This is a genomic window from Paraburkholderia monticola (genome assembly GCF_001580545.1).
Taxonomy (GTDB): Bacteria; Pseudomonadota; Gammaproteobacteria; order Burkholderiales; family Burkholderiaceae; genus Paraburkholderia; species Paraburkholderia monticola.
Genome location: NZ_LRBG01000004.1, coordinates 695,398 through 717,085 on the forward strand (window position 1 = coordinate 695,398; position 21,688 = coordinate 717,085).

Here is a 21,688-nt window from a genome sequence, read left to right on the forward strand (position 1 = left end):
TCGATGCCTTCCCGCCTGACTCCAACGACCCGCGCGCGCGCCAGCGCGTCCGACGCCACGCCCGCATTTGCGCCGATGCCCGATTTCTCCGCGCGCCTGATCGCGTGGCAGCGCCAGCATGGCCGCCACGATCTGCCGTGGCAGAACACACGCGATCCGTATCGCATCTGGCTGTCCGAAATCATGCTGCAGCAGACCCAGGTGTCGACGGTGATTCCGTACTACGCGAAGTTTCTCGCGCGCTTTCCGGATGTCGCCGCGCTCGCCGCCGCGCCGTCCGATGATGTGATGGCGCTGTGGGCCGGCCTCGGCTATTACACGCGGGCGCGCAATCTGCATCGCTGCGCGCAGGTCGTCGTCGAGCGGCATGGCGGGGCGTTTCCGGCGTCGGTCGATGAACTCGCCGAGTTGCCCGGGATCGGCCGCTCGACCGCCGCGGCGATCGCATCGTTCGCGTTCGGCGCGCGCGCGACGATTCTCGACGGCAATGTGAAGCGCGTGCTTGCGCGCGTCTTCGGCGTGGAAGGTTTTCCGGGCGAGAAGAAAGTCGAGAACGCGATGTGGACGCTCGCGGAATCGCTGCTGCCGTCGAATGCGTCGAACGCGGAGGTCAGCGGGTATACGCAGGGCTTGATGGATCTCGGCGCGACCTTGTGCGTGCGCGGCAAGCCCGATTGCGCGCGCTGCCCGTTTGCGCCCGACTGCGTCGCCAACGTCACCGGACGCCAACGCGAACTGCCGACCGCGCGGCCGAAGAAAGCGGTGCCGACGCGCCGCACTTGGATGCTGGTGCTGCGCGACGGCAATGCGGTGATGCTGGAGCGGCGTCCGCCGTCGGGGATCTGGGGCGGTCTGTGGAGTCTGCCCGAAGCTGCCGACGAGGCATCGCTGGCCGAAAGGGCGCGGGCGTTCGGCAGCGACGGCGAAGTGTCAGCGCTTGCGCCGTTTTCGCATGTGTTCACGCATTTCAAGCTCGATATCGAACCGCGGCTCGCCGCGTTCGATCGCGGTGTCGGCGCATTGGCCGCGCTCAATGATGCCGACACAGCATGGGTCGCGCTCGACGATCTGGATTCGTTCGGCGTGCCGGCGCCAGTGCGCAAGCTGCTCACCAGCCTGCATGGTTCGTTGATCTAACGGGAGGGATCGGCGGCGCTGCGTGCGCAAGGTCTGTTGTGCGTGGCCGCCCTCACGACTTCACAGCAACTGATGCTGCTGCATGTAGTGATGCACGACGTCGATGCGCGCGCCGGCATCGGTCAGTTCCATCAGCTTTTGCCGCGCGCGCAACGCGATCGGGAGCACCTCGGCGAGACGGTTCGACACCCACGATGGATCCTCGAGCCGGAACGGTTCCGCGAACGGCAGGCTGTCCGGATCGCGTTCGCGGATTGTCGCGATGATCCGCTCGAGCACTTCCGCGCACGCGCCGAACTTGGCCAACAGCACGTTGCCTTCGAGCGGCATGTCGTCGGCGAGCGGCTCGGCCATGCCGACCAGCAGGCCGCTCGGTTCGACGCGATGCGACAGCAGACGAAAGCGCTTCGTGCCGCGCGCGCGAATCAGCAGCATGCCGAACGCCTCGACGTCGCACTCGTCGATTTCGGCAAGACAGCCGATCGTTTCAGGTACCGAGGGTTCTTCCTCGCGCGCGACTTCGGCGCCGCTTTTCAGCATGCACACACCGAACGGCGTTTTTTCGCGCAGACAGTCGCGCGCCATGTCGAGGTAGCGCGCTTCGAAGATCTTGAGCGGCAGCAAGCCATCGGGAAACAGCACCGTATGCAGCGGAAACAGCGGCAAATCGGCGTACACAGTAGGCGTAGAGGACATGGCGCAACGCTTCGGGTTAAGGCCGCGCAATGCGGCCGGTTAAGCCACCAGCTTCGATGATTCGCCGACGTCGACCGGCGCATCGCGGTGCCGCACAATCACATTCGCCGATGTAGCGAGACGCGCGGCAAGCGTCTCCGCGATGAATACCGAGCGGTGCTGGCCGCCCGTACAACCGATTGCGACAGTCAGGTAGCTGCGATTGTCGTCGCGGAAATGCGGCAGCCACTTGGACAGATACTTCTCGATGTCGTCGATCATCTCGTGGACGACCGGCTGCGCATCGAGAAAATCCATCACCGGTTTGTCGAGGCCGGTGAGCGGCCTCAATTCATGATCGTAGTATGGGTTCGGCAGCGTGCGTACGTCGAATACGAAATCCGCGTCGAGCGGTATGCCGCGCTTGAAGCCGAACGACTCGAACATCAGCACGAGCCCCGCGTCCTCCTGCTCGATGAAGCGCTTGACCCAGGCGCGCAGCACGTTCGCGCGCAGATTGCTGGTGTCGATCTGATGGCCGAATTCAGCCAGGCCCGCGACCAGTTCGCGCTCGCGCTCGATCGCTTCGGCGAGCGATGTGAGCAGGCCCACGTCCGCGTCGTGCGCGGGCGAGCCGGACAGCGGGTGGCGCCGGCGCGTTTCGGAAAAGCGTTGAATCAGCGACTGCGTACTCGCGCTCAGGAACAACACGCGCACGTCGTGCGAGCGTTTGAGCTCGCGGATCATCGCGGGCATTTCGTCAAGCGACGAACCGGAGCGCGCGTCGATCGCGACCGCGAGACGGTCCTGGCCGTCTTCAGCGAGGTAGGTGGCGAGTTGCTGCAGAAAACGCGGGGGCAGGTTGTCGACGCAGTAATAGCCTACGTCTTCAAGCGCGTTCAGGGCAACCGATTTGCCGGAGCCGGAGATACCGGTGATCAGGATTATGCGCATGGAGTCGTCGAAAGCGTAGATTTCATCATAGCATCTGGTCTCCATGCGCGCGCCCGCGGCCTGCCTTCTGCGGGTGCCTCATGGCGCTGCGGCCAGCTTAAATCAGTTTGCCGGGAAACTGGCTATCGGGATCCTGCATGGCGAGACGTTGCCGATCCATGAAATCGCGCAGCGTGTCGATACCGCGCAACTGCAGAATCGTATTGCGCACGGCCGCTTCGACCAGCACCGCGAGGTTGCGGCCCGCGGCCACCTGGATCGTGACCTTGCTGATCGGCAGGCCGAGCACGTCGACGGTCTGGCTTTCGAGCGGCAGCCGCTGGAATTCGCCGTCGGGGCGCCGCACCAGTTGCACGATCAGCTTCAGCTTCATTTTCCGGCGGACCGCCGTTTCGCCGAAGATGGTCTTGATGTCGAGCAGACCGAGGCCGCGCACTTCGAGCAGGTTCTGCAGCAGCGGCGGGCAGCGGCCTTCGACGAAGTCCGGGCCGAGGCGCACGAAGTCGACCGCGTCGTCGGCGACGAGACCGTGGCCGCGGCTGATCAGCTCGAGGCCGAGTTCGCTCTTGCCCAGACCCGAGTCGCCGGTCAGCAGCACGCCCATGCCGAGGATGTCGAGAAACACGCCGTGCAGCGTCGCGCGCGGCGCGAGAATGCGCGACATGTAAAGACGCAGGCTATCGATCACCGCGGCTGCCGAAGTGGGCGTCGTGAACAGCGGCGTCGAGGAGCGCGTGCAGCGCAGCACCAGCTCCGGCGGCGCCGCGACTCCGCCCGCGACGACGAGAAACGGCGGCTCCAGCGCGATCAGCTCGGCCATGTGGCGCGAGCGGTCTTCGTCGGTCTGACGCTTGTAGTAGTCGATTTCAGCGTCGCCGAGCACCTGGATCCGGTTCGGGTGGATCAGGTTCAGGTGGCCGACGAGGTCGGCGCTCGAGGTGGCATTGGCGACCGATTCCGAAGAAAAGCCGCGCTCCCAGCCTTCATGCCCCGTGAGCCAGCTGAGCTTCAGCATGGCAGCGTTGTCGTCGAAAATGCTTTGGGCGTTGATGCTGGACGTATCCATGAGTCAGTGACTCCAGTGTGAGCCGCTTGCCGGGCCCTATCTGCGTGCGTGCGCGCTTACGGATTACTGCGGCCGTTGCATCAAGGTTGCCACTGAGTGAGCAGGCGATGCAACGATTCGCGGTCTTCTTCCGTGTGCAGCCGCTCGCGGGCGTCGCGATCGGACAGCAACTGCGCGATCTCGGAAAGAATTTCGAGGTGCTGTTGAGTGGCCTGTTCGGGGACGAGCAGGAAGATCAGCAGCGAGACCGGCTGGCCGTCCGGCGCTTCGAAGGGGATGGGTTCGGCGAGTCTGACGAATGCGGCGAGCGGTTGCTTGAGGCCCTTGATCCGCCCATGCGGAATCGCGACGCCTTCGCCGAGCCCGGTCGAGCCGAGTCGTTCTCGCGCAAAAAGATTGTCTGTGACGGTACTGCGGGCGATGCCGTTCTGGTTCTCGAAGATCAGGCCCGCTTGCTCGAACACGCGTTTCTTGCTGGTGACCGATAGTCCGATGACGACGTTCTCGAGGGGAAGAAATTTGGCTAAACGATTCATTTTGGCAGGCGAAAACGTGGCCTGGATTCTCCCCACCGGGGCGGTTGAGTGGCGTTCCATTCGTTCGATGCTGGTGAAGACGGACGGTGAGAGTCGAGCGCAAGAACATGAGACTTCGGTCGACCGTTCTTCATCAGAGCTGGCTTGACCCCGATGGTAACCGGAACATTATAGATCAGGGTGACAGCCGATGGTGCGGCGCGCCATCTATGCATATCAGGTTTTTCACCGGTTGCGGCGCGGCGCATGTCGCGCTGCGCAATCGTCTGCCGGATTGGTTGGAATCGGCCTCGGCGAGGCGGGTCGGCGTTGAGCGGAAAATCTGTGCCGAAACGAAAAACCGCCCGATCGCGGGCGGTTTGACTAGCTCAGGCGAAATGAGGAGTTTCCTCTAATTTCTCCTATTGCGGCGGCACGTCCAGCTGCGGCGCCGGCTGATACTTGATCGCTTCGTGCTGATGGCCTTGCAGACGATCCTTGTGGCGTATCACCTGCCTGTCGAGCTTGTCGATCATCAGATCGATCGCAGCGTACAAATCGCTGTCACAACTCTCGACGAAGATATCCTTACCCTTCAGATGGAGGTTGATTTCCACCTTTTGACGCTTGTCCTTTTCCTTGTGGTTGTCGACCGAGAGGACCACACTGCCGTCGATGACCTGATCGAAATGTCTTAGCACCCTATCCAGTTTGGTGATCACGTATTCGCGCAACGCAGGCGTTACTTCGAGGTGGTGTCCACTGATCTTGAGATTCATAGTGCTTCTCCAAGCTAATGGCCGCTTGGTCCGCACATTGACAAAGGTCCGGTCGATCTGACGGCTTGCCTGTGTCGCCCCCCGGTGACGGACATCTGGCAGGTCGCATCGGCCGACCTGTCCGCCAGGTGCGGAGCGGCCGGTAAATGCCCGCTGCAAAACGCGGCGGGCTACAGAGACTTGCGCAGGTTGACTGCCGGGATTTTGAGCGCCTCACGGTATTTCGCAACGGTACGTCGTGCGACCACGAAGCCCTGTTCCGCCAGCAGTTCGGCTATGCGACTGTCTGAAAGTGGCGATTTCGGGTTTTCCGCTCCTATCAGTTGTTTGATCAGCGCGCGAATGGCCGTGGAGGAGGCCGCGCCGCCGGTGTCCGTCGAAACGTGTGAGCCGAAAAAGAACTTGAATTCCAGCGTCCCGAATGGGGTCAGCATGTATTTACCGGTTGTCACACGCGAGACAGTCGACTCGTGTAGGCCCAGCGTATCAGCTATTTCCCGCAAAACCAAGGGGCGCATGGCAATTTCGCCGTGCACGAAAAAGCTCTTCTGACGCTCGACAATTGCCTGCGCAACCCGCAGGATCGTCTCGAAACGCTGCTGGATATTTTTGATCAGCCAGCGTGCTTCCTGAAGTTGCTGGCGCAACGAACCGCTGCCCGGATCGCCGCGGTTATTGCGCAGAATATTCGCATACAGATGGTTGATACGCAGCTTCGGCACCACCTCGGGATTCAGTTCCGCCTGCCAACCCTGTGCCGTTTTGCGCACCATGATGTCGGGCACCACGTAGTCCGCTTCGGCCTTGCCGTAGGCTGCGCCCGGAAATGGTTCGAGCGAGCGGATCAGCACATGCGCATCGCGCAAATCGTCATCGTTGGCCTTCAGGTGCTTGCGCAGGCGCGTGAAATCGCGCGCGGCGAGCAGCTCCAGGTAATGGCCGACAATGTCTAGCGCAAGCGTGCGCGTGGGCGATGGGTCGAGCCGCAGCAATTGCAGCTTCAGACATTCAGAGGCGGAGCGCCCGCCGACGCCAGGGGGGTCGAAGCTGTGCAGCAGTGCAAGCGCGGCGTTCAGTTCGTCGAGATCGACCTCGAGTTCTTCCGGCAGGTCGGCCAACACTTCTTCTAGCGTGGCGGCGAGATAGCCATCGTCGTCGAGCGATTCGATCAGGAAGGTGATGAGCGCGCGGTCGCGCTGGCTCGCCTGGGTGACGCGTAGTTGCGCCATCAGGTGGTCGCGCAGCGACGTGCTCGATTCGTGGATTTGCAGCGGAGGCAGGTCGTCGTCGTCCGACGCGTTCCCGGAGCGGCCATAGTCGTCGAGGTTCCACTGCGACGAGTCGCCGCCGCCGTCGCCCGCGAGGCCGTTGTATTCGTCGACACTCTGCGGATCGCCGCTTTCGGCGCGCTCGCCGTTGCCCTCCGACGATGCCGAGCCGTTGCTGGACATCGGATCGACCGGCGCGGAGGAGCCCGGTGTCTGGGCAATCACGGAACCGTCGCCCGCCACCCGCAATGGGCTCGCTATCCACTCGTCTTCGTTTTCGAGGAGCGGGTTTTGCGAGATCGCCATGGCGACTTCCTGCTGCAATTCGAGCGTCGACAACTGCAGCAGCCGGATAGACTGTTGCAGTTGCGGCGTCAGCGCAAGATGCTGCGATAGGCGGAGTTGGAGGCTGGCTTTCATGGCAAGTTGAGATTCATTGTAGAGAGTTTGCCACGACCGCGATACCTTGCGGCACACGCAATTTACGGGTATGCGCCAATTGGCGCGCCGCACGGTGCCAGCCTGCGCCGCGGGAAAACGGATGTGCGGGTGCCGAAAAAACGGCGAACCCGGCCGCGCGCGTTCGCGAGGCCGGGTTCGCCGTGTGTGCTTACATGCGGAAGTGCTCGCCGAGATAGACGCGCCGCACGCTCTCGTTTTCGATGATGTCGCTGGGCGCGCCGGCGGCCAGCACGCTACCGTCGCTGATGATGTACGCGTGATCGCAGATGCCGAGCGTCTCGCGCACGTTGTGGTCGGTAATCAGGACGCCGATATTGCGTTGCTTCAAAAACTTGACGATTTTCTGGATTTCCAGCACCGCGATCGGATCGACGCCGGCAAACGGTTCGTCGAGCAGAATGAAGCTCGGGTTGGTTGCCAGCGCGCGTGCAATTTCAACCCGACGACGCTCGCCGCCGGACAGCGACAACGCCGGATTATCACGCAGATGCGCGATCTGGAGTTCGTCGAGCAGCGCTTCGGTGCGTGATGTAATCGCCTCTTTGCTGAGGCGTTTGCCGTTTTCCTCGACCTGCAATTCCAGCACCGCGCGAATGTTTTGCTCGACGGTCAATTTGCGGAACACCGACGCTTCCTGCGGCAGATACGACAGGCCCAGCGATGCGCGCTTATGGATGGGCAGCAGGCTGATCGACTTGCCGTCCAGATCGATCTCACCGGCGTCGAGCGGCACGAGGCCGACGATCATGTAGAACGAGGTGGTCTTGCCCGCGCCGTTCGGACCGAGCAGGCCGACCACTTCGCCGCTCTTCACGTCGAGCGACACGTCCTTGACGACCGTGCGCGAGCCATAGCGCTTCTTCAGATTGCGCACGACCAGCGAGCTGCTGGTGCCGGCCGGCTTGCGATGGGGGAGGGGCGTGATTGTGCTGCTGACGGTGCTCACTGGTTCGGCGCTCCCTGGATCGAGGTGGACGGCGCGAGCGTGGCCGACGCGCCGGTCAGCGGCGCGGCGCCGCCGTTACGCGGCGCCAGCATCGCGCGTACGCGGCCGGTCGGGTTGCCCGGGCCGGCGACGTCCTTGCCCGCCTTCGCGGTATAGAAGTCGTTCTGGCCGTCGTAGGTGATCACGCTGCCGTGCACCTGGTCGAGCAGCGTCGTCAGGCCCTGCAGGCGGCGCACCGTCGCGTTGGTGGTGAGCGTGGTCAGGTCCTGCTTGCCGTCGTAGTCGATACGGATGGCCGTGCCTTCGATGTACTCGTCGAGGCCTTCGCGCTTCTGGCGGAAATACGACAGATTTCCGCCGCTCGAGATGCCGGTCGCGTACTGGTAGCCCTGCGCGTCTTGCGACACCTCGACACGATCGGCCTTGATCAGGATCGTGCCTTTGGTGGCGACCACGTGGCCGGTAAAGATGCTGACCTGCCGCAGGTCGTCGTAAGTCATGTTGTCCGCTTCGATGTTCAGCGGCTTGTCCTTATCGGCGCGGTCCGCGTGCGCGAGCGGCGCGAAGCCGACGAGCGGCAGCGCGACGACGAGCGCGGCGAGTCCGGCGCGGCACGCGGACAGCGCGCGCGAGCGGCCAGTTTCAAAACGGGGGAACGATTCGTTCATGCAGTCACGCCTGGAATGGATTACCCGGTATGCGCTGGGTTAGTGGCCGGAATCGGACGCGGCGATTGCGCCTCTTACATTGCCGAACAGCTGCATAAACCGGGTGACATTGTTGTATTTCATGCCGCTGGCAGTCATCACCGACATGCCGCGCTGAAGTTTAACTGGCTTTTCAGTCTCGATCACATCGTCGTTGACGAGGACCCTGAAATGCTCGGAATCAGCTTGCATCTGCGGATCGCCGCCGCCGGGTGCGCGCAGGATGCGCGCATTCTGGTACAGATTGACGATCGACGCGTCCGCGTTGACCGTGCCGGTGTCGCCGGTCGCGGTAACGATCGGCTTGCCGGGCTGGAACGCACGCATCGCCGGTTTGACGAGGTCGCTCATTTCGTCGTCCTCGTAATGGATCAACGACTGCGCGGTCAGCCGGTACTGCGTCGCGCCCGACTGGTCGAGTTCGGACACCGAAAAGTTATCCGCGAAGTAGTCGGGCGTGTGCTCCTTCGGGCGCACCTCGTCATCGCTCGTGCGCGGCAACGTGGCTTGCAGCAGCCACCACGTGATGCCGGCGAGTGCCGCCATCGCGACGAGCGGGATCAGTGAAGTCAGGCGAAACTGGTTCATCCCACGAGGCCTCGCTGCTCGCCGCTGCACGCCGCCGCAAGCAGTGCTTCATATTTGTGCTGCGCGCGCAGCAGCGTGTCGCACACTTCGCGCGCCGCGCCGTAGCCGCCGCGTGCCTCGCTGACCCAGTGCGCGCGTGCGATCACCTCGGGATGCGAATTGGCCGGCGCGGCCGCGAAGCCGACCCGCAGCATCACCGCGAGATCGACCCAGTCGTCGCCCATATAGCCGCAGTCTTCGGCGGTGAGGCCGGTTTGCTGCAGCAGGTCGGCGAACGCCGCCGGCTTGTCCTGCACGCCCTGGTAGACGTGCGTGATGTTCATTTCTTTTACCCGTGCCGCCACGATGCCGGACTGGCGCCCGGTGATGATCGCCGTTTCGATGCCGGCCTGGCGCAGCAGCTTCATGCCGTGGCCGTCCATCGAGTTGAAGCCCTTCATCGTGTCGCCTTCCGCCGTGAACAGCAGACCGCCGTCGGTCAGCACGCCGTCGACGTCGAAAATCATCAGCTTCACGCGGCTTGCGCGTTCAGTAGCGGTAGGAGGGGCCACGGTCATCAGATCACCTTCTTCGAAAACAGGTCGTGCATGTTGAGCGCGCCGATCAGCGTGCCCGTTTCGTCGACGACCAGCATCTGATTGATGCGATAGCGCTCCATCAGTTCCACGGCTTCGACCGCGAGATGGTCGGGACCGATCGTGCGCGGGCCGGCGGTCATCACCGAGGCGATCGGCAACTGGCGGAAATCGCCGTCGCGTTCGAGCACCCGGCGCAGGTCGCCGTCGGTGAAGATGCCCGTCACACGGCCTTCCTGGTCGACGATCGCGGTCATGCCCATGCGCTTCGCGGTCAACTGGAAAAGGGCGTCGCTGACGGTTGCCTCGGGCCTGACCTGCGGCAACTGGTCGCCGGTGCGCATGACGTCGCGCACGTAGGTGAGCAGGCGTCGGCCGAGCGCGCCGCCCGGATGCGAGCGCGCGAAGTCGTCGCGGCCGAAGCCGCGCGCGTCGAGCACCGCGACCGCGAGCGCGTCGCCGAGCGCGAGCGCGGCGGTGGTGCTGGCGGTGGGGGCGAGATTCATCGGGCAGGCTTCCTTCGCGACGGCGGAATTCAGATGGACGTCCGCGAGCTGCGCGAGGCTGGAGCCCGGACGGCCCGTCATCGCGATCAGCTTCGCGCCGATCCGCTTGATGAGCGGCAGGATCGCCATCAATTCCTCGGTTTCGCCTGAATTGGACAGCGCGAGGAATACGTCGTCGGCGGTGACCATGCCGAGGTCGCCGTGGCTCGCTTCCGCGGGATGCACGAAGAACGCGGGCGTGCCGGTACTGGCCAGCGTGGCCGCGAGTTTGCGGGCCACGTGGCCGGATTTTCCGATGCCGGAGACGACCACGCGCCCACGGCAACCCAGGATGAAATCGACCGCGCCGACGAAACTGTCGTCGAGCTGGTCGCGAAGCGCGCGCACGGCGTCCGCTTCGATGTCGAGCACGTCGCGAGCAAGCGTGAGTGCCCTGTCGCCATTGATTTTCGCTATCATGCGCGGAGTATAGCAAAGGCGCCTGTTCGCCGCGCCGGGCCTGCTGTGCCGAGCCGCTGTCTTCATCGGCTCCCGATAATCTCTTTTGCAGCTGCTTTGCGGTTCTTTAGCAGCTTTTTACCGGCCCGATCAATCATGTCGCACGGCGTTCTCGTGCGCGGTTCCGCTGACGAACGAGGACGCTTCACCCATGCGTTTTTGCCGATGATTTCCCCGCTCGAAATGACACTGTTCCTGCTGCTGGCATCGGTGGCAGGCGTGGTGATCTTTCGCTTCCTTAATCTGCCGCCGATGCTCGGCTACCTGACGGTCGGCATCGTCGTCGGGCCGCACGCGTTCGGACTGATTCCCGATTCGGCGGGCGCGCAGAATCTGGCGGAATTCGGCGTCGTGTTCCTGATGTTCTCGATCGGGCTCGAGTTTTCGCTCGCCAAGCTGCGCACGATGCGCCGGCTCGTGTTCGGACTCGGTCTGCTGCAGGTGATCGGCACGGTCGCGGTGGCCGTGTCGCTCGGCTTCGTGCTCGAGCGTTGGGTGCATATCACGTGGCAGGCGAGCGTTGCGCTGGGCGGCGCGCTGGCGATGTCGTCGACGGCGATCGTCAGCAAGATGCTCGCGGAGCGGCTCGAAATCGAAACCGAGCACGGCCGCAACATTTTCGGCGTGCTGCTGTTTCAGGATCTCGCGGTGGTGCCGCTGCTGATCATCATCTCGGCGCTCGGCGGCCGCTCGGAGAATCTGGTCAGCGCGCTCGGCGTCGCGGCGATCAAGATCGTCGTGGCCCTCGCGCTGCTGCTGATCGTCGGGCAGCGCTTCATGACGCGCTGGTTCAACGTGGTCGCGCGACGCCGCTCGCAGGAGCTGTTCATACTCAATCTGCTGCTGGTGACGCTCGGCGCCGCGTTCATCACCGACAAATTCGGCCTGTCGCTCGCGCTCGGCGCGTTCATCGCCGGCATGCTGATCGCCGAGACGCCGTACCGGCATCAGGTGGAAGAGGACATCAAGCCGTTTCGCGACGTGCTGCTCGGGCTCTTCTTCGTGACCACCGGCATGCTGCTCAATCCGCGTGTGATCTGGGAGCATCCGCTGATCGTGCTGGCGTTTTTCCTCGGCCCGGTGCTGCTGAAGATGGTCATGATTACCGGCCTTGCGCGGCTTTTCGGCGCGACGCCGGGCGTCGCGATGCGCACCGGCATCGGTCTCGCCCAGGCGGGCGAGTTCGGCTTCGTGCTGCTGAACCTGATCCTCGACCGGCATCTGGTCGACGCGACGCTGTTGCAGGCGATTCTCGCCGCGATGCTGCTGTCGATGCTCGCCGCGCCGTTCATGATCCAGAACGCGGACCGCGTCGTGCTGCGGCTGTCGTCGACCGAATGGATGATGCAGTCGTTGCAAATGACGCGCATCGCGACGCAAAGCCTCAAGCAAAGCGGCCACGTGATCATCTGCGGCTACGGCCGTGCCGGGCAGAACCTCGCGCGCATGCTCGAGCATGAAGGGCTCTCGTATGTCGCGCTCGACCTCGATCCCGACCGCGTCGCGGCGGCCGCGGCGGCCGGCGAATCGGTCGTGTTCGGCGACGCGGGGCGGCGCGAGTCGCTGCTCGCCGCGGGCCTGCATCGCGCGGGCGCGATCGCGATCACCTACGCGAACACGCCATCGGCAATGCGGGTCTTGCACAACATTCACGAGATGGAGCCGACGCTGCCGGTGATCGTGCGTACCGTCGATGACGCCGATCTGGAGAAACTGCTCGCCGCCGGCGCGACGGAGGTGATTCCGGAGATCGTCGAGGGCAGCCTGATGCTCGCATCGCACACGCTCGTCGTGATGGGCGTGCCGATGCGGCGCGTGGTGCGGCGCGTCGAGGAGATGCGCGACGAACGCTACGCGCTGCTGCGCGGCTATTTCCACGGCGCCGACGACATCGACGACGACGACGGCCACGAGCAGGTGCGGCTACAATCGGTGCCGGTCGACGAGAGCGCCGATGCGGTGGGCCGCACGCTCGCCGAACTGGGTCTGTTCGAGCTCGGCGTCGAAGTGACCGCGATCCGCCGGCACGGCATCCGCGGAGTCGAGCCGGACCCGTCGACGAAACTGCGCGCGAGCGACATCGTGGTGCTGCGCGGCCTGCCGGAGCAACTGGCGCAAGCCGAGGAGCGGCTGTCGAAGCATCGCCGCGCCGCCGCGGCGTGAACCCGTGAACCGGGCCCGTTCGGTCGGGCGACCCTGATTCAAGCTTTTCACCGGACCCGTCGAGGTCCATCCGGAGACATCATGTCCAACGCGCTCGCGAGCGCGCCGCTCGATGCGGCCGACTACATCAGAAGCCACATTCGCACGGTGCCGGACTGGCCGCAGCCCGGCGTGCAGTTCCGCGACATCACGCCGCTGTTGCAGGAGCCGAAGTCGCTGCGCATTCTGATCGACCTGTTCGTGCAGCGCTATATCGACGCGAAGCTCGACTACATCGCCGGGCTCGATGCGCGCGGCTTCATCTTCGGGCCGATCCTCGCGCACGAGCTGAGCATCGGCTTCATCCCGATTCGCAAGGCGGGCAAGCTGCCGTACAAGCGCATCTCGCAATCGTACGAGCTCGAGTACGGCACCGCGACCGTCGAGATTCACGAGGATGCGTGCGAGCCGGGCGACCGCGTCGTGATCATCGACGATCTGATCGCGACCGGCGGCACGATGATGGCCGGCAAGATGCTGCTCGAGCGGCTCGGCGCGGTCGTCGTGGAAGGCGCGGCGATCGTCGATCTGCCGGAGCTGGGCGGCTCGAAGCTGCTGGGCGAGGGCGGTCTCGCGCTCTACACGGTGACGAGTTTCGACGGTCATTGAGCCGGACGCTTTTTGCGCTGTCCGAGCAGCAAGAGTCGCCCAACCAGAAGGTCACAACAATGCCCAACTTCCTGCTGTTTCTCGCCACCTCGATCGCGATCACCGTGGCGCCCGGCCCGGACAATCTACAGGTACTCGCGCGCGGCATCTCCCAGGGCCGCGCGGCGGGCCTCGTCGCCGCGCTTGGCTTTGCCGCCGGCATCACGTTTCACACGACGCTCGCCGCGCTCGGCGTCGCCGCGCTGCTGCGCTCGTCGCCGCTTGCGTTCGAAGCGATCAAGCTCGCCGGCGCCGCGTATCTGGTGTGGATCGGCATCAAGGCGTTGCGCAGCCAGGGGCTCGCGACCGCGCATGAGCGCGCACCGCAGCCGCTTTCGACGGTGTTTCGCCAGAGCGTGCTCGGCAATCTGATGAACCCGAAGGTCACGCTGTTCTTCGTCGTGTTTCTGCCGCAGTTCGTGCAGCCGCATGGCACGCAAAGCGTGACCGTGCAGATGCTGGAGCTCGGCGTGCTATTCATGTTGCAGACCGTCGTGGTGTTTTCGCTGTTCGGCGTGTGCGCGGGAATCATCGGCGGCTGGCTCAGACGGCGGCCGCGCGTGGGCCTGTGGCTCGATCGCGTGGCCGGTGCGACGTTCATCGCGATCGGGATTCGCGTCGCGTTGCGCGACTGACGCGCCGCCGGACAGTTTGGAGTTTTCGATGACTTTGCCTTGCATCACCGCCGCGCGCCGCTTCGACGTGAACGCGCATCGACCGTTTCTGATCGGCGCCGAACAGGTCGGCTGGATTCGCGAAAGCGACGTGCCGCGGCTCGCGCGTTGGCCCGACGTGTTCGAGATCGCGAACGACAGCGTGGCGCTCGCCACCGCCTTCGATACCGTCGATCTGCGCAGCGCGGCGCTCGCTTCCGTGATCGGCGCGCTCGCCGCCGATGGCTGCATCCCCGGCTGGCGCGACGAAACCTACGCGATCCGCAACGCGTTCGACGCACCGCCGCTCGCGTATATCGAGCGTGCGGCGTCGCGCTTCTTCGGCACGATGACCTACGCGGTGCATCTGAACGGCGTCGTAGAATACGCGGAGGGTGGCGCACCCTTTGGCGGGCCCCCGCAATTGTGGATCGCGCGCCGCAGCGACACGAAGGCGACCGACCCCGGCATGCTCGACAATGTCGTCGCGGGCGGGATCGGCTGGGGCTTCGGCATCGCCGAGACGATCGTCAAGGAGTGCTGGGAAGAAGCGGGTATTCCGGCCGAGATTGCGTCGCGTGCCGTGGCGGGCCGCACCGCGCACGTGCTGCAATCGCTGCCGGAAGGCACTCAGGCCGAGCAGATTTTCATCTACGACCTCGCGTTGCCCGCCGACTTCGCGCCGCGCAACCAGGACGGCGAAGTGGGCGAACACCGGCTCGCGCGCATCGACGAAGTCGCGCGCTGGATCGAGGAGGGCGCGCTGACCGTCGATGCCAGTCTCGCGACGCTCGATTGCCTGCTGCGCCGCCGCTGGATCGACGAGGACGCGTGCGAAGGCATCACCGCGCTGTTCGTGCCGCCGCCGCTTGGCTAGCCTGGACTCGCCTCGCGCCGCCAGTACGCACTGAAACAAACCACGCATTGAAGAAGGGAGTCACCGAGGTCATGTCGACCGATCACAGCTTTATCCTCAAACTGTCGTGCGCCGACCGGCCCGGCATCGTTCACGCCGTGTCCGGTTTTCTGTTCGAGCGTGGCAGCAATATTCTCGACTCCGCGCAGTTCGGCGACAGCCGTACCGGCGAGTTCTTCATGCGCGTGCATTTTCAGCAGGTGGGGGGCGACCCGGGGCTCGACGCGCTGCGCGTGTCGTTCAAGACGCTCGCCGAACAGTTCGGCATGAGCTGGGAGTTGCACGACGCGAACGTGAAGCCGCGCGTCGTGATCATGGTGTCGAAGATCGGTCACTGCCTGAACGATCTGCTGTTCCGCTACCGCACCGGTCAGCTCAACATCGAGATCCCGGCGATCATCTCGAACCACAAGGAGTTCTACCAGCTCGCCGCGAGCTACGACATCCCGTTCCACCACTTCCCGCTGCTCGGCGCCACGCCGGACGCGAAAGCCGCGCAGGAAGCGCGTGTGCTCGAAGTGATCAACGAGCATCAGGCCGACCTGGTGGTGCTCGCGCGCTACATGCAGATCCTGTCGCCGACGCTGTGCGAGGCGCTGGCCGGCCGTGCGATCAACATCCATCACTCATTCCTGCCGAGCTTCAAGGGTGCGAAACCGTACTACCAGGCGTTCGACCGAGGCGTGAAGCTGATTGGTGCGACCGCTCACTACGTGACGACCGATCTCGACGAAGGTCCGATCATCGAGCAGGAAGTCGAGCGGGTGGACCACAGCATGGCGCCGGATCAACTGACGGCGATCGGTCGCGACGTCGAGTGCGTGACGCTCGCGCGCGCGGTGAAGTGGCACGTCGAGCATCGCGTCGTGCTGAACGGCAGCAAGACGGTGGTGTTCCGCTAAAGTTTGCGCCGGTCAAAACTGCGCCGGTCGAGGCCGGCGCAGTCGTTGCCCCGATTTCGTTATGAGCGCGCCGCCGCGCCGCCCGTGCCTCTCGCGAGATTCGCGTTTTGCGCGGAGCGACGGCGGGCGTTCAGCTTCTTCAGCCAGATCAGCAGGCCCGTGATGCTCAGCACGGCCACCGCAACCCCCACCGCGCTGATCAGAATCCGCCCGCCAAGACCGAGGATGCGCCCCGAGTGCAGCGGAAATTGCACCTGCAGGAAGATGTCGCCGGCCGTGCCCTTGCCGGGAATCTGCGTGGAGAGCCGCTTGCCGGTGGCGGCGTCCCAATACATCCACGGATTGCCGAGGCCGCTGTCGCCGTGATCGTTGCCGGGCGTGTAGAAGCCGACGCCGTACGCGTGCATGAATCCGGCGTAGTAGAGACCGCCCGGTGGCGCGACGACATGCATCTCCTTGCGAGCCTGTTCGGCCAGTTCGACGATACGCTCGCGGCTCAGCACCTGATCGCCCGGTTGCGGCGCGCGCAGGATTTCGGGGTTGTTGAACGGATCGGGCGTCAGCGCCGACAGCCGCGAGACGATCGGCCGCACCACCTGCGACGACAGGTTCATCGAGACCGACGTCAGCGCGACGATCGCGAGCAGGCCCCAGATCCATACCCCGCCCGAGCGGTGCAGATCGAACGTCAGCGCGTAACCGCCGCGTTTCAGGCGGAACGCGAATGACTTGCGCCACGCCTTCAGGCTCGGAAACGACAGGCACAGCGCGATCACGCTATCGAACAGCCACACGATGCCGACGATCCCCATCAGCCACGTTCCGATGTCGACGCCGCCGGTGAACGGCAGTTGCAGCGTGTAGTGCAGCTTGTAGATGAACGGAATCAGGTTGAGCCGCGCGAGCGATACGGCGCCCCATTCGCGGCGCCCCTGGATCTCGCCGGTGACGGGATCGACGGCGATCTGGTTGAAGTCGAGCGGGTAGGGCTGTTTCGTCGCTGGATCGGTGCGCGGCAGCACCATCATCTGCAGCGTGTGGCCCGGTTCGACCGCGAGCGGCAGATAGGTCACCTGCAGACGCGGGTCGGCGGTTTCGACGCGGCGCGCCAGTTCGAGGCTCGATAGCGTCTGGCCAGCCGTGTGGGCCTGGTAGAACGACGGGTTCAGCGCGGCATCGAGTTCGTGGTCCCACGCGATGATCGCGCCGGTGAGGCCCGCGACGAACAGAAACAGCGCGGTCGCGACGCCAAACCAGCGGTGCAGGCGAACAAGCTGGCGTCTCATGCGAGAGCCGGCAACGAGTAGCAGGGACCCAGGCGGAAACGCGAGCGGGAAAAAATCAGGTGAAACGTCACGATGCGGACTGACTGTAAATAGGAATTGTTCGCATCTTAGGGGTTGGCGCGATCTGCTGCAAGTTTTCTGTCAGCAAGAGCCGGCGATGCAGCGTCGCGAGAAGTACAAAAAAAGCGGCACCGAAGTGCCGCTTCCGCTTTCGTGGCCGCAATGGCCTGCCGGAGTTTTGAGTGCTCGAGCTGCGTGTTAGTGAGTGCTGACTTTGGCTGTTCAGCCGCGCCCGCTTACACCAATCGCAAATAAATCAGCTCGCGTTTGACATATGCATAGAAGATTGGCGCCGCGATGACCCCGGCGATGCCGAACGCCGCCTCCATCACCAGCATCGCGATCAGTAGCTCCCAGGCGCGCGCCTCGATCTGGCCACCGACGATCCGCGCATTCAGGAAGTACTCGAGCTTATGAATCAGGATCAGGAACACGAGCGACATGACCGCCGCCGGAAAACTCACCGACAGGGCGACCGCGACGATGATCGTGTTCGAGATCAGATTGCCGATCACCGGCAGCAGTCCCACGATGAACGTGACGAGCACCAGCGTTTTCGACAGCGGCAGCCGGTCGTGGAAGACCGGCAGGATCACGAGCAGGAAGATCGCCGTGAATACCGCGTTGAGCGCGGAAATCTTCACCTGCGCGAACACGATGCGGCGGAACGCATCGGCAAAGCGCGTGACGCGCGTGACGAACGCGGTGGACAGCGGCAGCCGCTGGATATGCTTCTGTGCGCCGACCGCGATGATCGCGCCGATGATCATGCCGATCAGGACGTGCGTGAACGCGCGCGCGACGGTCGTGCCGCTTTGCTGCAGCATGTTCGCGTGCGTGTGCATCAATTCCGTGGCTCTCGTCTTCATCTGCTCGGTGTCGACCGGCAGATAGTTCGCGACGAATTGCGGAATCCTGCCGCGCGCCTGGTCGATCAGCTGCATCGCCTGATCGAGCAGCGCCTGCACGCTCGGCACGTCGTTCTCGAAATGCGAGATGATGCCAAGCGTGAGACCCGTCAGCGCGCCGACGATCACCGTCGACAGGATCACCACCGCGAGCCAGCGCGCGCGCTTGCTCGACATGTGACGCTCGATGCGCGGCGCGATCAGATGCACGAGTTGAAACACCAGCAGCCCGGCGAGCAGCGCGCCGAGCAGTTTCAGTTCGATGACCGCCCACATGCCGAACAGCATCACCAGATAGCTGCCGATCTCGACCGCCGACAGCTTCGGCAGACTCATGTCGCTGGTCAGCCTGACCGGGCGCGGGCGCAGGTCCTGCACCCGATCTTCTTCGCGCGCCTGATTACGCTTGGTCATGGCTTATTCGGTCTCCAACCTCGGTAGTGCAGCGTTACTTTGCGCTGGCGGCGCGCTTGAGCAGCGGCGCCAGGTATTTGCCGGTAAAACTTGCTTTCGACTTCGCAACCTGCTCGGGCGTGCCCTGCGCGATGATCTGCCCGCCGCCGGCGCCGCCTTCGGGACCGAGATCGATGACCCAGTCCGCAGTTTTGATTACATCGAGATTATGTTCGATGATCACGACGGTATTACCCTGGTCGCGTAACCGGTGTATGACTTCCAGCAATAGCGCGATATCGTGAAAGTGCAGGCCGGTGGTCGGTTCGTCAAGGATGTATAGCGTGCGACCGGTATCACGCTTGCTCAGTTCCAGCGAGAGTTTCACGCGCTGTGCCTCGCCGCCCGACAGCGTGGTGGCCGACTGACCGAGTCGAATATAGCCGAGACCCACGTCCAGCAAGGTTTTCAGCTTGCGCGCGACGACCGGTACGGCCTTGAAGAACTCGTACGCGTGTTCGACCGTCATGTCGAGCACTTCGCTGATGTTGCTCCCTTTGTACTGGATGTCGAGCGTTTCGCGGTTGTAGCGCTTGCCGTGGCAGACGTCGCACGGCACGTACACGTCGGGCAGGAAGTGCATCTCGACCTTCAGCACGCCGTCGCCCTGGCACGATTCGCAGCGGCCGCCCTTCACGTTGAACGAGAAGCGGCCCGGATCGTAGCCGCGCTCCTTGGCGGCCGGCACGCCCGCGAACAGCTCGCGGATCGGCGTGAACAGGCCCGTGTAGGTCGCCGGATTCGAGCGCGGCGTGCGGCCGATCGGCGACTGGTCGACGTTGATCACCTTGTCGAAATGCTCGAGGCCCTCGATCGACTCGTACGGTGCCGGCTCCGTGGCCGAACCGTACAGATGATGCGCGACCGCGTGATACAGCGTGTCGTTGATCAGCGTCGACTTGCCCGAGCCGGACACGCCGGTCACGCAGGTCAGGAGACCCACCGGTAGATCGAGCGTGACGTGGTGAAGGTTGTTGCCGTGCGCCTCGACGATGCGCAGGTGCCGCTCGTCGGGCTCTTTGCGCTCGTCGGGGTATTCGATCGTGAGCGCGCCCGACATGTACTGGCCGGTCAGCGACGCCGCGTTCTTCTGCACCTCTTTCGGCGTGCCCTCGGCGATGATCATGCCGCCGTGCTCGCCCGCGCCCGGCCCCATATCGACCACGTAGTCGGCCATGCGGATCATGTCCTCGTCGTGCTCGACGACGATCACCGAGTTGCCGAGGTCGCGCAGATGCTTGAGCGTCGAGATCAGCCGGTCGTTGTCGCGCTGATGCAGGCCGATCGACGGTTCGTCGAGCACGTACATCACGCCGGTCAGGCCCGAGCCGATCTGGGAGGCGAGGCGAATGCGCTGCGCCTCGCCGCCCGACAGCGTTTCCGCGCTGCGTTCTAGCGACAGGTAATCGAGCCCGACGTTATTGAGGAACATCAGACGCGCGACGATTTCCTTCACGACCTTGTCGGCGATCTCGCGTTTCGAGCCTTCGAGGCGCAGGGTCTGGAAGTAGCCGAGCGCATCGCGCAACGGCCAGCCGCTGATTTCGAAGATGCCGCGCGCGTCGCTGTCCGCGCCGATGCGCACGAAACGCGCCTCGCGACGCAGACGCGTACCCGCGCACGCCGGGCACGCCTGGTTGTTCTGGTACTTGGCGAGCTCTTCGCGCACCGCGGACGAATCGGTCTCGCGGTAGCGCCGCTCCAGATTCGGGATGATCCCTTCGAACACGTGCTCGCGCACCGACGTGCGGCCGCGCTCGTTGATGTACGAGAACGGAATTTCCTGCTTGCCCGAACCGTACAGCAGGATCTTGCGGACTTTCTCCGGCAGGTCTTCGAACGCGGTGTCGATGTCGAAGTCGTAGAACGCCGCGAGGCTCTGCAGCATCTGGAAGTAGAACTGGTTGCGCCGGTCCCAGCCCTTCACCGCGCCCGCGGCGAGCGACAGCGACGGATGCGCGACGACCCGCTTCGGATCGAAGAACGTGATCTGGCCGAGACCGTCGCATTCGGGGCACGCACCCATCGGGTTGTTGAACGAGAACAGGCGCGGTTCGAGTTCCGGCAGCGAATACGAGCAGATCGGGCAGGCGAACTTCGAGCTGAACAGGTGCTCCTTGTCCGTATCCATTTCGAGCGCGATCGCGCGGCCGTCGGCGAGACGCAGCGCCGTTTCGAACGATTCGGCGAGGCGCTGCTTCATGTCCGGGCGCACGCGCAGACGGTCGATCACGACGTCGATCGTGTGCTTGTCGTTTTTCTTCAGCTTCGGCAGCGATTCGACTTCGTAGATTTTCGCGGTGCCTTCGTTGGCGGTGCCACCGCCCGAGCGCACGCGAAAGCGCACGAAACCTTGCGCCTGCATGTCGTCAAACAGATCCGTGTGCTCGCCCTTGCGATCGGAGACGACGGGCGCGAGGATCATCAGGCGCGTTTCTTCGGGCAGTGCGAGCGCCGCGTCGACCATCTGCGAGACGCTCTGCGCTTCGAGCGGAATCTCGTGATCGGGGCAGTAGGGTGTGCCGACGCGCGCGAACAGCAGACGCAGATAATCGTGGATTTCGGTGACGGTGCCGACCGTCGAGCGCGGATTGTGCGAAGTCGCCTTCTGTTCGATCGAAATGGCCGGCGACAACCCTTCGATGAGGTCGACGTCCGGCTTTTCCATCAGTTGCAGGAACTGCCGCGCGTAGGCGGAGAGACTTTCGACGTAGCGCCGCTGACCTTCCGCATAGAGCGTATCGAACGCCAGCGACGATTTGCCGGAGCCGGAAAGCCCCGTGATAACGACGAGCTTGTGACGCGGTAAGTCGAGATTGACGTTCTTCAGGTTGTGGGTGCGAGCCCCACGAATACGGATTTGTTCCACGGATTTATTCCATGAACTGCGGAAAGGGAGACAGGCCAAACCTGCTACTATAACGACTTTTCCAGACCGCCGTTACGGCTTCCTGACAGCGGGAACGAGGCGCGAGGGCAGGTTC

Annotated in this window: 20 protein-coding genes; 6 read left to right on the forward strand and 14 right to left on the reverse strand. The window is 64.1% G+C overall.

What is annotated here, in order from left to right:
- Positions 1–3: 3 nt before the first annotated feature.
- Positions 4–1,137, forward strand: coding sequence for an A/G-specific adenine glycosylase (gene mutY, locus CI15_RS08045; protein WP_174543207.1), 1,134 nt, complete (start codon positions 4–6; stop codon positions 1,135–1,137).
- A 60-nt stretch (positions 1,138–1,197) separates the two neighbouring features.
- Here mutY and CI15_RS08050 read toward each other — a convergent pair whose 3' ends face one another.
- From CI15_RS08050 to kdsD, 11 genes are all read right to left on the reverse strand, one after another.
- Positions 1,198–1,833: an LON peptidase substrate-binding domain-containing protein gene (locus CI15_RS08050; RefSeq protein WP_062125975.1), complete on the reverse strand. Its 636-nt coding sequence runs from the start codon at positions 1,831–1,833 to the stop codon at positions 1,198–1,200.
- Between the two features lie 39 nt (positions 1,834–1,872).
- A complete protein-coding gene (gene rapZ / locus CI15_RS08055; RefSeq protein WP_062126188.1) occupies positions 1,873–2,766 on the reverse strand; it encodes an RNase adapter RapZ in 894 nt (297 codons plus the stop codon).
- 97 nt (positions 2,767–2,863) lie between these two features.
- Positions 2,864–3,832 carry an HPr(Ser) kinase/phosphatase gene (hprK, locus tag CI15_RS08060; protein WP_008921706.1) on the reverse strand — a complete coding sequence of 323 codons (969 nt, stop codon included), beginning with the start codon at positions 3,830–3,832 and terminating at the stop codon, positions 2,864–2,866.
- 80 nt (positions 3,833–3,912) lie between these two features.
- The gene (locus CI15_RS08065; RefSeq protein WP_075643673.1) at positions 3,913–4,428 is read right to left on the reverse strand and encodes a PTS sugar transporter subunit IIA; all 516 of its coding nucleotides are present in this window, start codon (positions 4,426–4,428) and stop codon (positions 3,913–3,915) included.
- A gap of 341 nt (positions 4,429–4,769) precedes the next feature.
- Positions 4,770–5,126 carry a ribosome hibernation-promoting factor, HPF/YfiA family gene (gene hpf, locus CI15_RS08070; RefSeq protein ID WP_027199628.1) on the reverse strand — a complete coding sequence of 119 codons (357 nt, stop codon included), beginning with the start codon at positions 5,124–5,126 and terminating at the stop codon, positions 4,770–4,772.
- A 170-nt stretch (positions 5,127–5,296) separates the two neighbouring features.
- Complete coding sequence (locus CI15_RS08075; RefSeq protein ID WP_062125978.1) at positions 5,297–6,814, reverse strand: RNA polymerase factor sigma-54; 1,518 nt, start codon at positions 6,812–6,814, stop codon at positions 5,297–5,299.
- A 190-nt stretch (positions 6,815–7,004) separates the two neighbouring features.
- The gene (lptB, locus tag CI15_RS08080; RefSeq protein ID WP_153041085.1) at positions 7,005–7,781 is read right to left on the reverse strand and encodes an LPS export ABC transporter ATP-binding protein; all 777 of its coding nucleotides are present in this window, start codon (positions 7,779–7,781) and stop codon (positions 7,005–7,007) included.
- A gap of 17 nt (positions 7,782–7,798) precedes the next feature.
- Complete coding sequence (lptA, locus tag CI15_RS08085; protein WP_062125984.1) at positions 7,799–8,470, reverse strand: lipopolysaccharide transport periplasmic protein LptA; 672 nt, start codon at positions 8,468–8,470, stop codon at positions 7,799–7,801.
- A gap of 39 nt (positions 8,471–8,509) precedes the next feature.
- On the reverse strand, positions 8,510–9,097 hold the full coding sequence (gene lptC / locus CI15_RS08090) for an LPS export ABC transporter periplasmic protein LptC (protein WP_062125987.1): 588 nt from the start codon (positions 9,095–9,097) through the stop codon (positions 8,510–8,512).
- Complete coding sequence (locus tag CI15_RS08095) at positions 9,094–9,654, reverse strand: KdsC family phosphatase (protein ID WP_062125990.1); 561 nt, start codon at positions 9,652–9,654, stop codon at positions 9,094–9,096. Before CI15_RS08095 ends, lptC begins: the two co-directional genes overlap by 4 nt.
- The gene (gene kdsD / locus CI15_RS08100) at positions 9,654–10,637 is read right to left on the reverse strand and encodes an arabinose 5-phosphate isomerase KdsD (protein WP_062125993.1); all 984 of its coding nucleotides are present in this window, start codon (positions 10,635–10,637) and stop codon (positions 9,654–9,656) included. The genes CI15_RS08095 and kdsD overlap by 1 nt, the downstream gene beginning before the upstream one ends.
- A 204-nt stretch (positions 10,638–10,841) precedes the next feature.
- On the opposite strand from kdsD, the gene CI15_RS08105 reads away from it, so the two are divergent.
- From CI15_RS08105 to purU, 5 genes are all read left to right on the forward strand, one after another.
- Complete coding sequence (locus CI15_RS08105) at positions 10,842–12,839, forward strand: monovalent cation:proton antiporter family protein (protein WP_062126191.1); 1,998 nt, start codon at positions 10,842–10,844, stop codon at positions 12,837–12,839.
- An 81-nt stretch (positions 12,840–12,920) separates the two neighbouring features.
- Positions 12,921–13,487, forward strand: a complete 567-nt coding sequence (locus tag CI15_RS08110) for an adenine phosphoribosyltransferase (RefSeq protein ID WP_062125996.1) — start codon at positions 12,921–12,923, stop codon at positions 13,485–13,487.
- Positions 13,488–13,546: 59 nt separating this feature from the next.
- Positions 13,547–14,161, forward strand: coding sequence for a LysE family translocator (locus tag CI15_RS08115; protein WP_062126194.1), 615 nt, complete (start codon positions 13,547–13,549; stop codon positions 14,159–14,161).
- A gap of 28 nt (positions 14,162–14,189) precedes the next feature.
- Positions 14,190–15,056: an NUDIX hydrolase gene (locus CI15_RS08120; RefSeq protein WP_062125999.1), complete on the forward strand. Its 867-nt coding sequence runs from the start codon at positions 14,190–14,192 to the stop codon at positions 15,054–15,056.
- A gap of 71 nt (positions 15,057–15,127) precedes the next feature.
- On the forward strand, positions 15,128–15,997 hold the full coding sequence (gene purU / locus CI15_RS08125; RefSeq protein WP_062126002.1) for a formyltetrahydrofolate deformylase: 870 nt from the start codon (positions 15,128–15,130) through the stop codon (positions 15,995–15,997).
- Positions 15,998–16,056: 59 nt separating this feature from the next.
- Here the strand turns inward: purU and CI15_RS08130 are convergent, their stop codons facing one another.
- The 3 genes from CI15_RS08130 to uvrA all read right to left on the reverse strand — a co-directional run bounded on the left by CI15_RS08130 (position 16,057) and on the right by uvrA (position 21,573).
- Complete coding sequence (locus CI15_RS08130; protein WP_062126005.1) at positions 16,057–17,283, reverse strand: PepSY-associated TM helix domain-containing protein; 1,227 nt, start codon at positions 17,281–17,283, stop codon at positions 16,057–16,059.
- A 296-nt stretch (positions 17,284–17,579) separates the two neighbouring features.
- Positions 17,580–18,665: an AI-2E family transporter gene (locus CI15_RS08135; protein WP_062126008.1), complete on the reverse strand. Its 1,086-nt coding sequence runs from the start codon at positions 18,663–18,665 to the stop codon at positions 17,580–17,582.
- 34 nt (positions 18,666–18,699) lie between these two features.
- Positions 18,700–21,573, reverse strand: a complete 2,874-nt coding sequence (uvrA, locus tag CI15_RS08140; RefSeq protein ID WP_062126012.1) for an excinuclease ABC subunit UvrA — start codon at positions 21,571–21,573, stop codon at positions 18,700–18,702.
- Between the last annotated feature and the right edge of the window lie 115 nt (positions 21,574–21,688).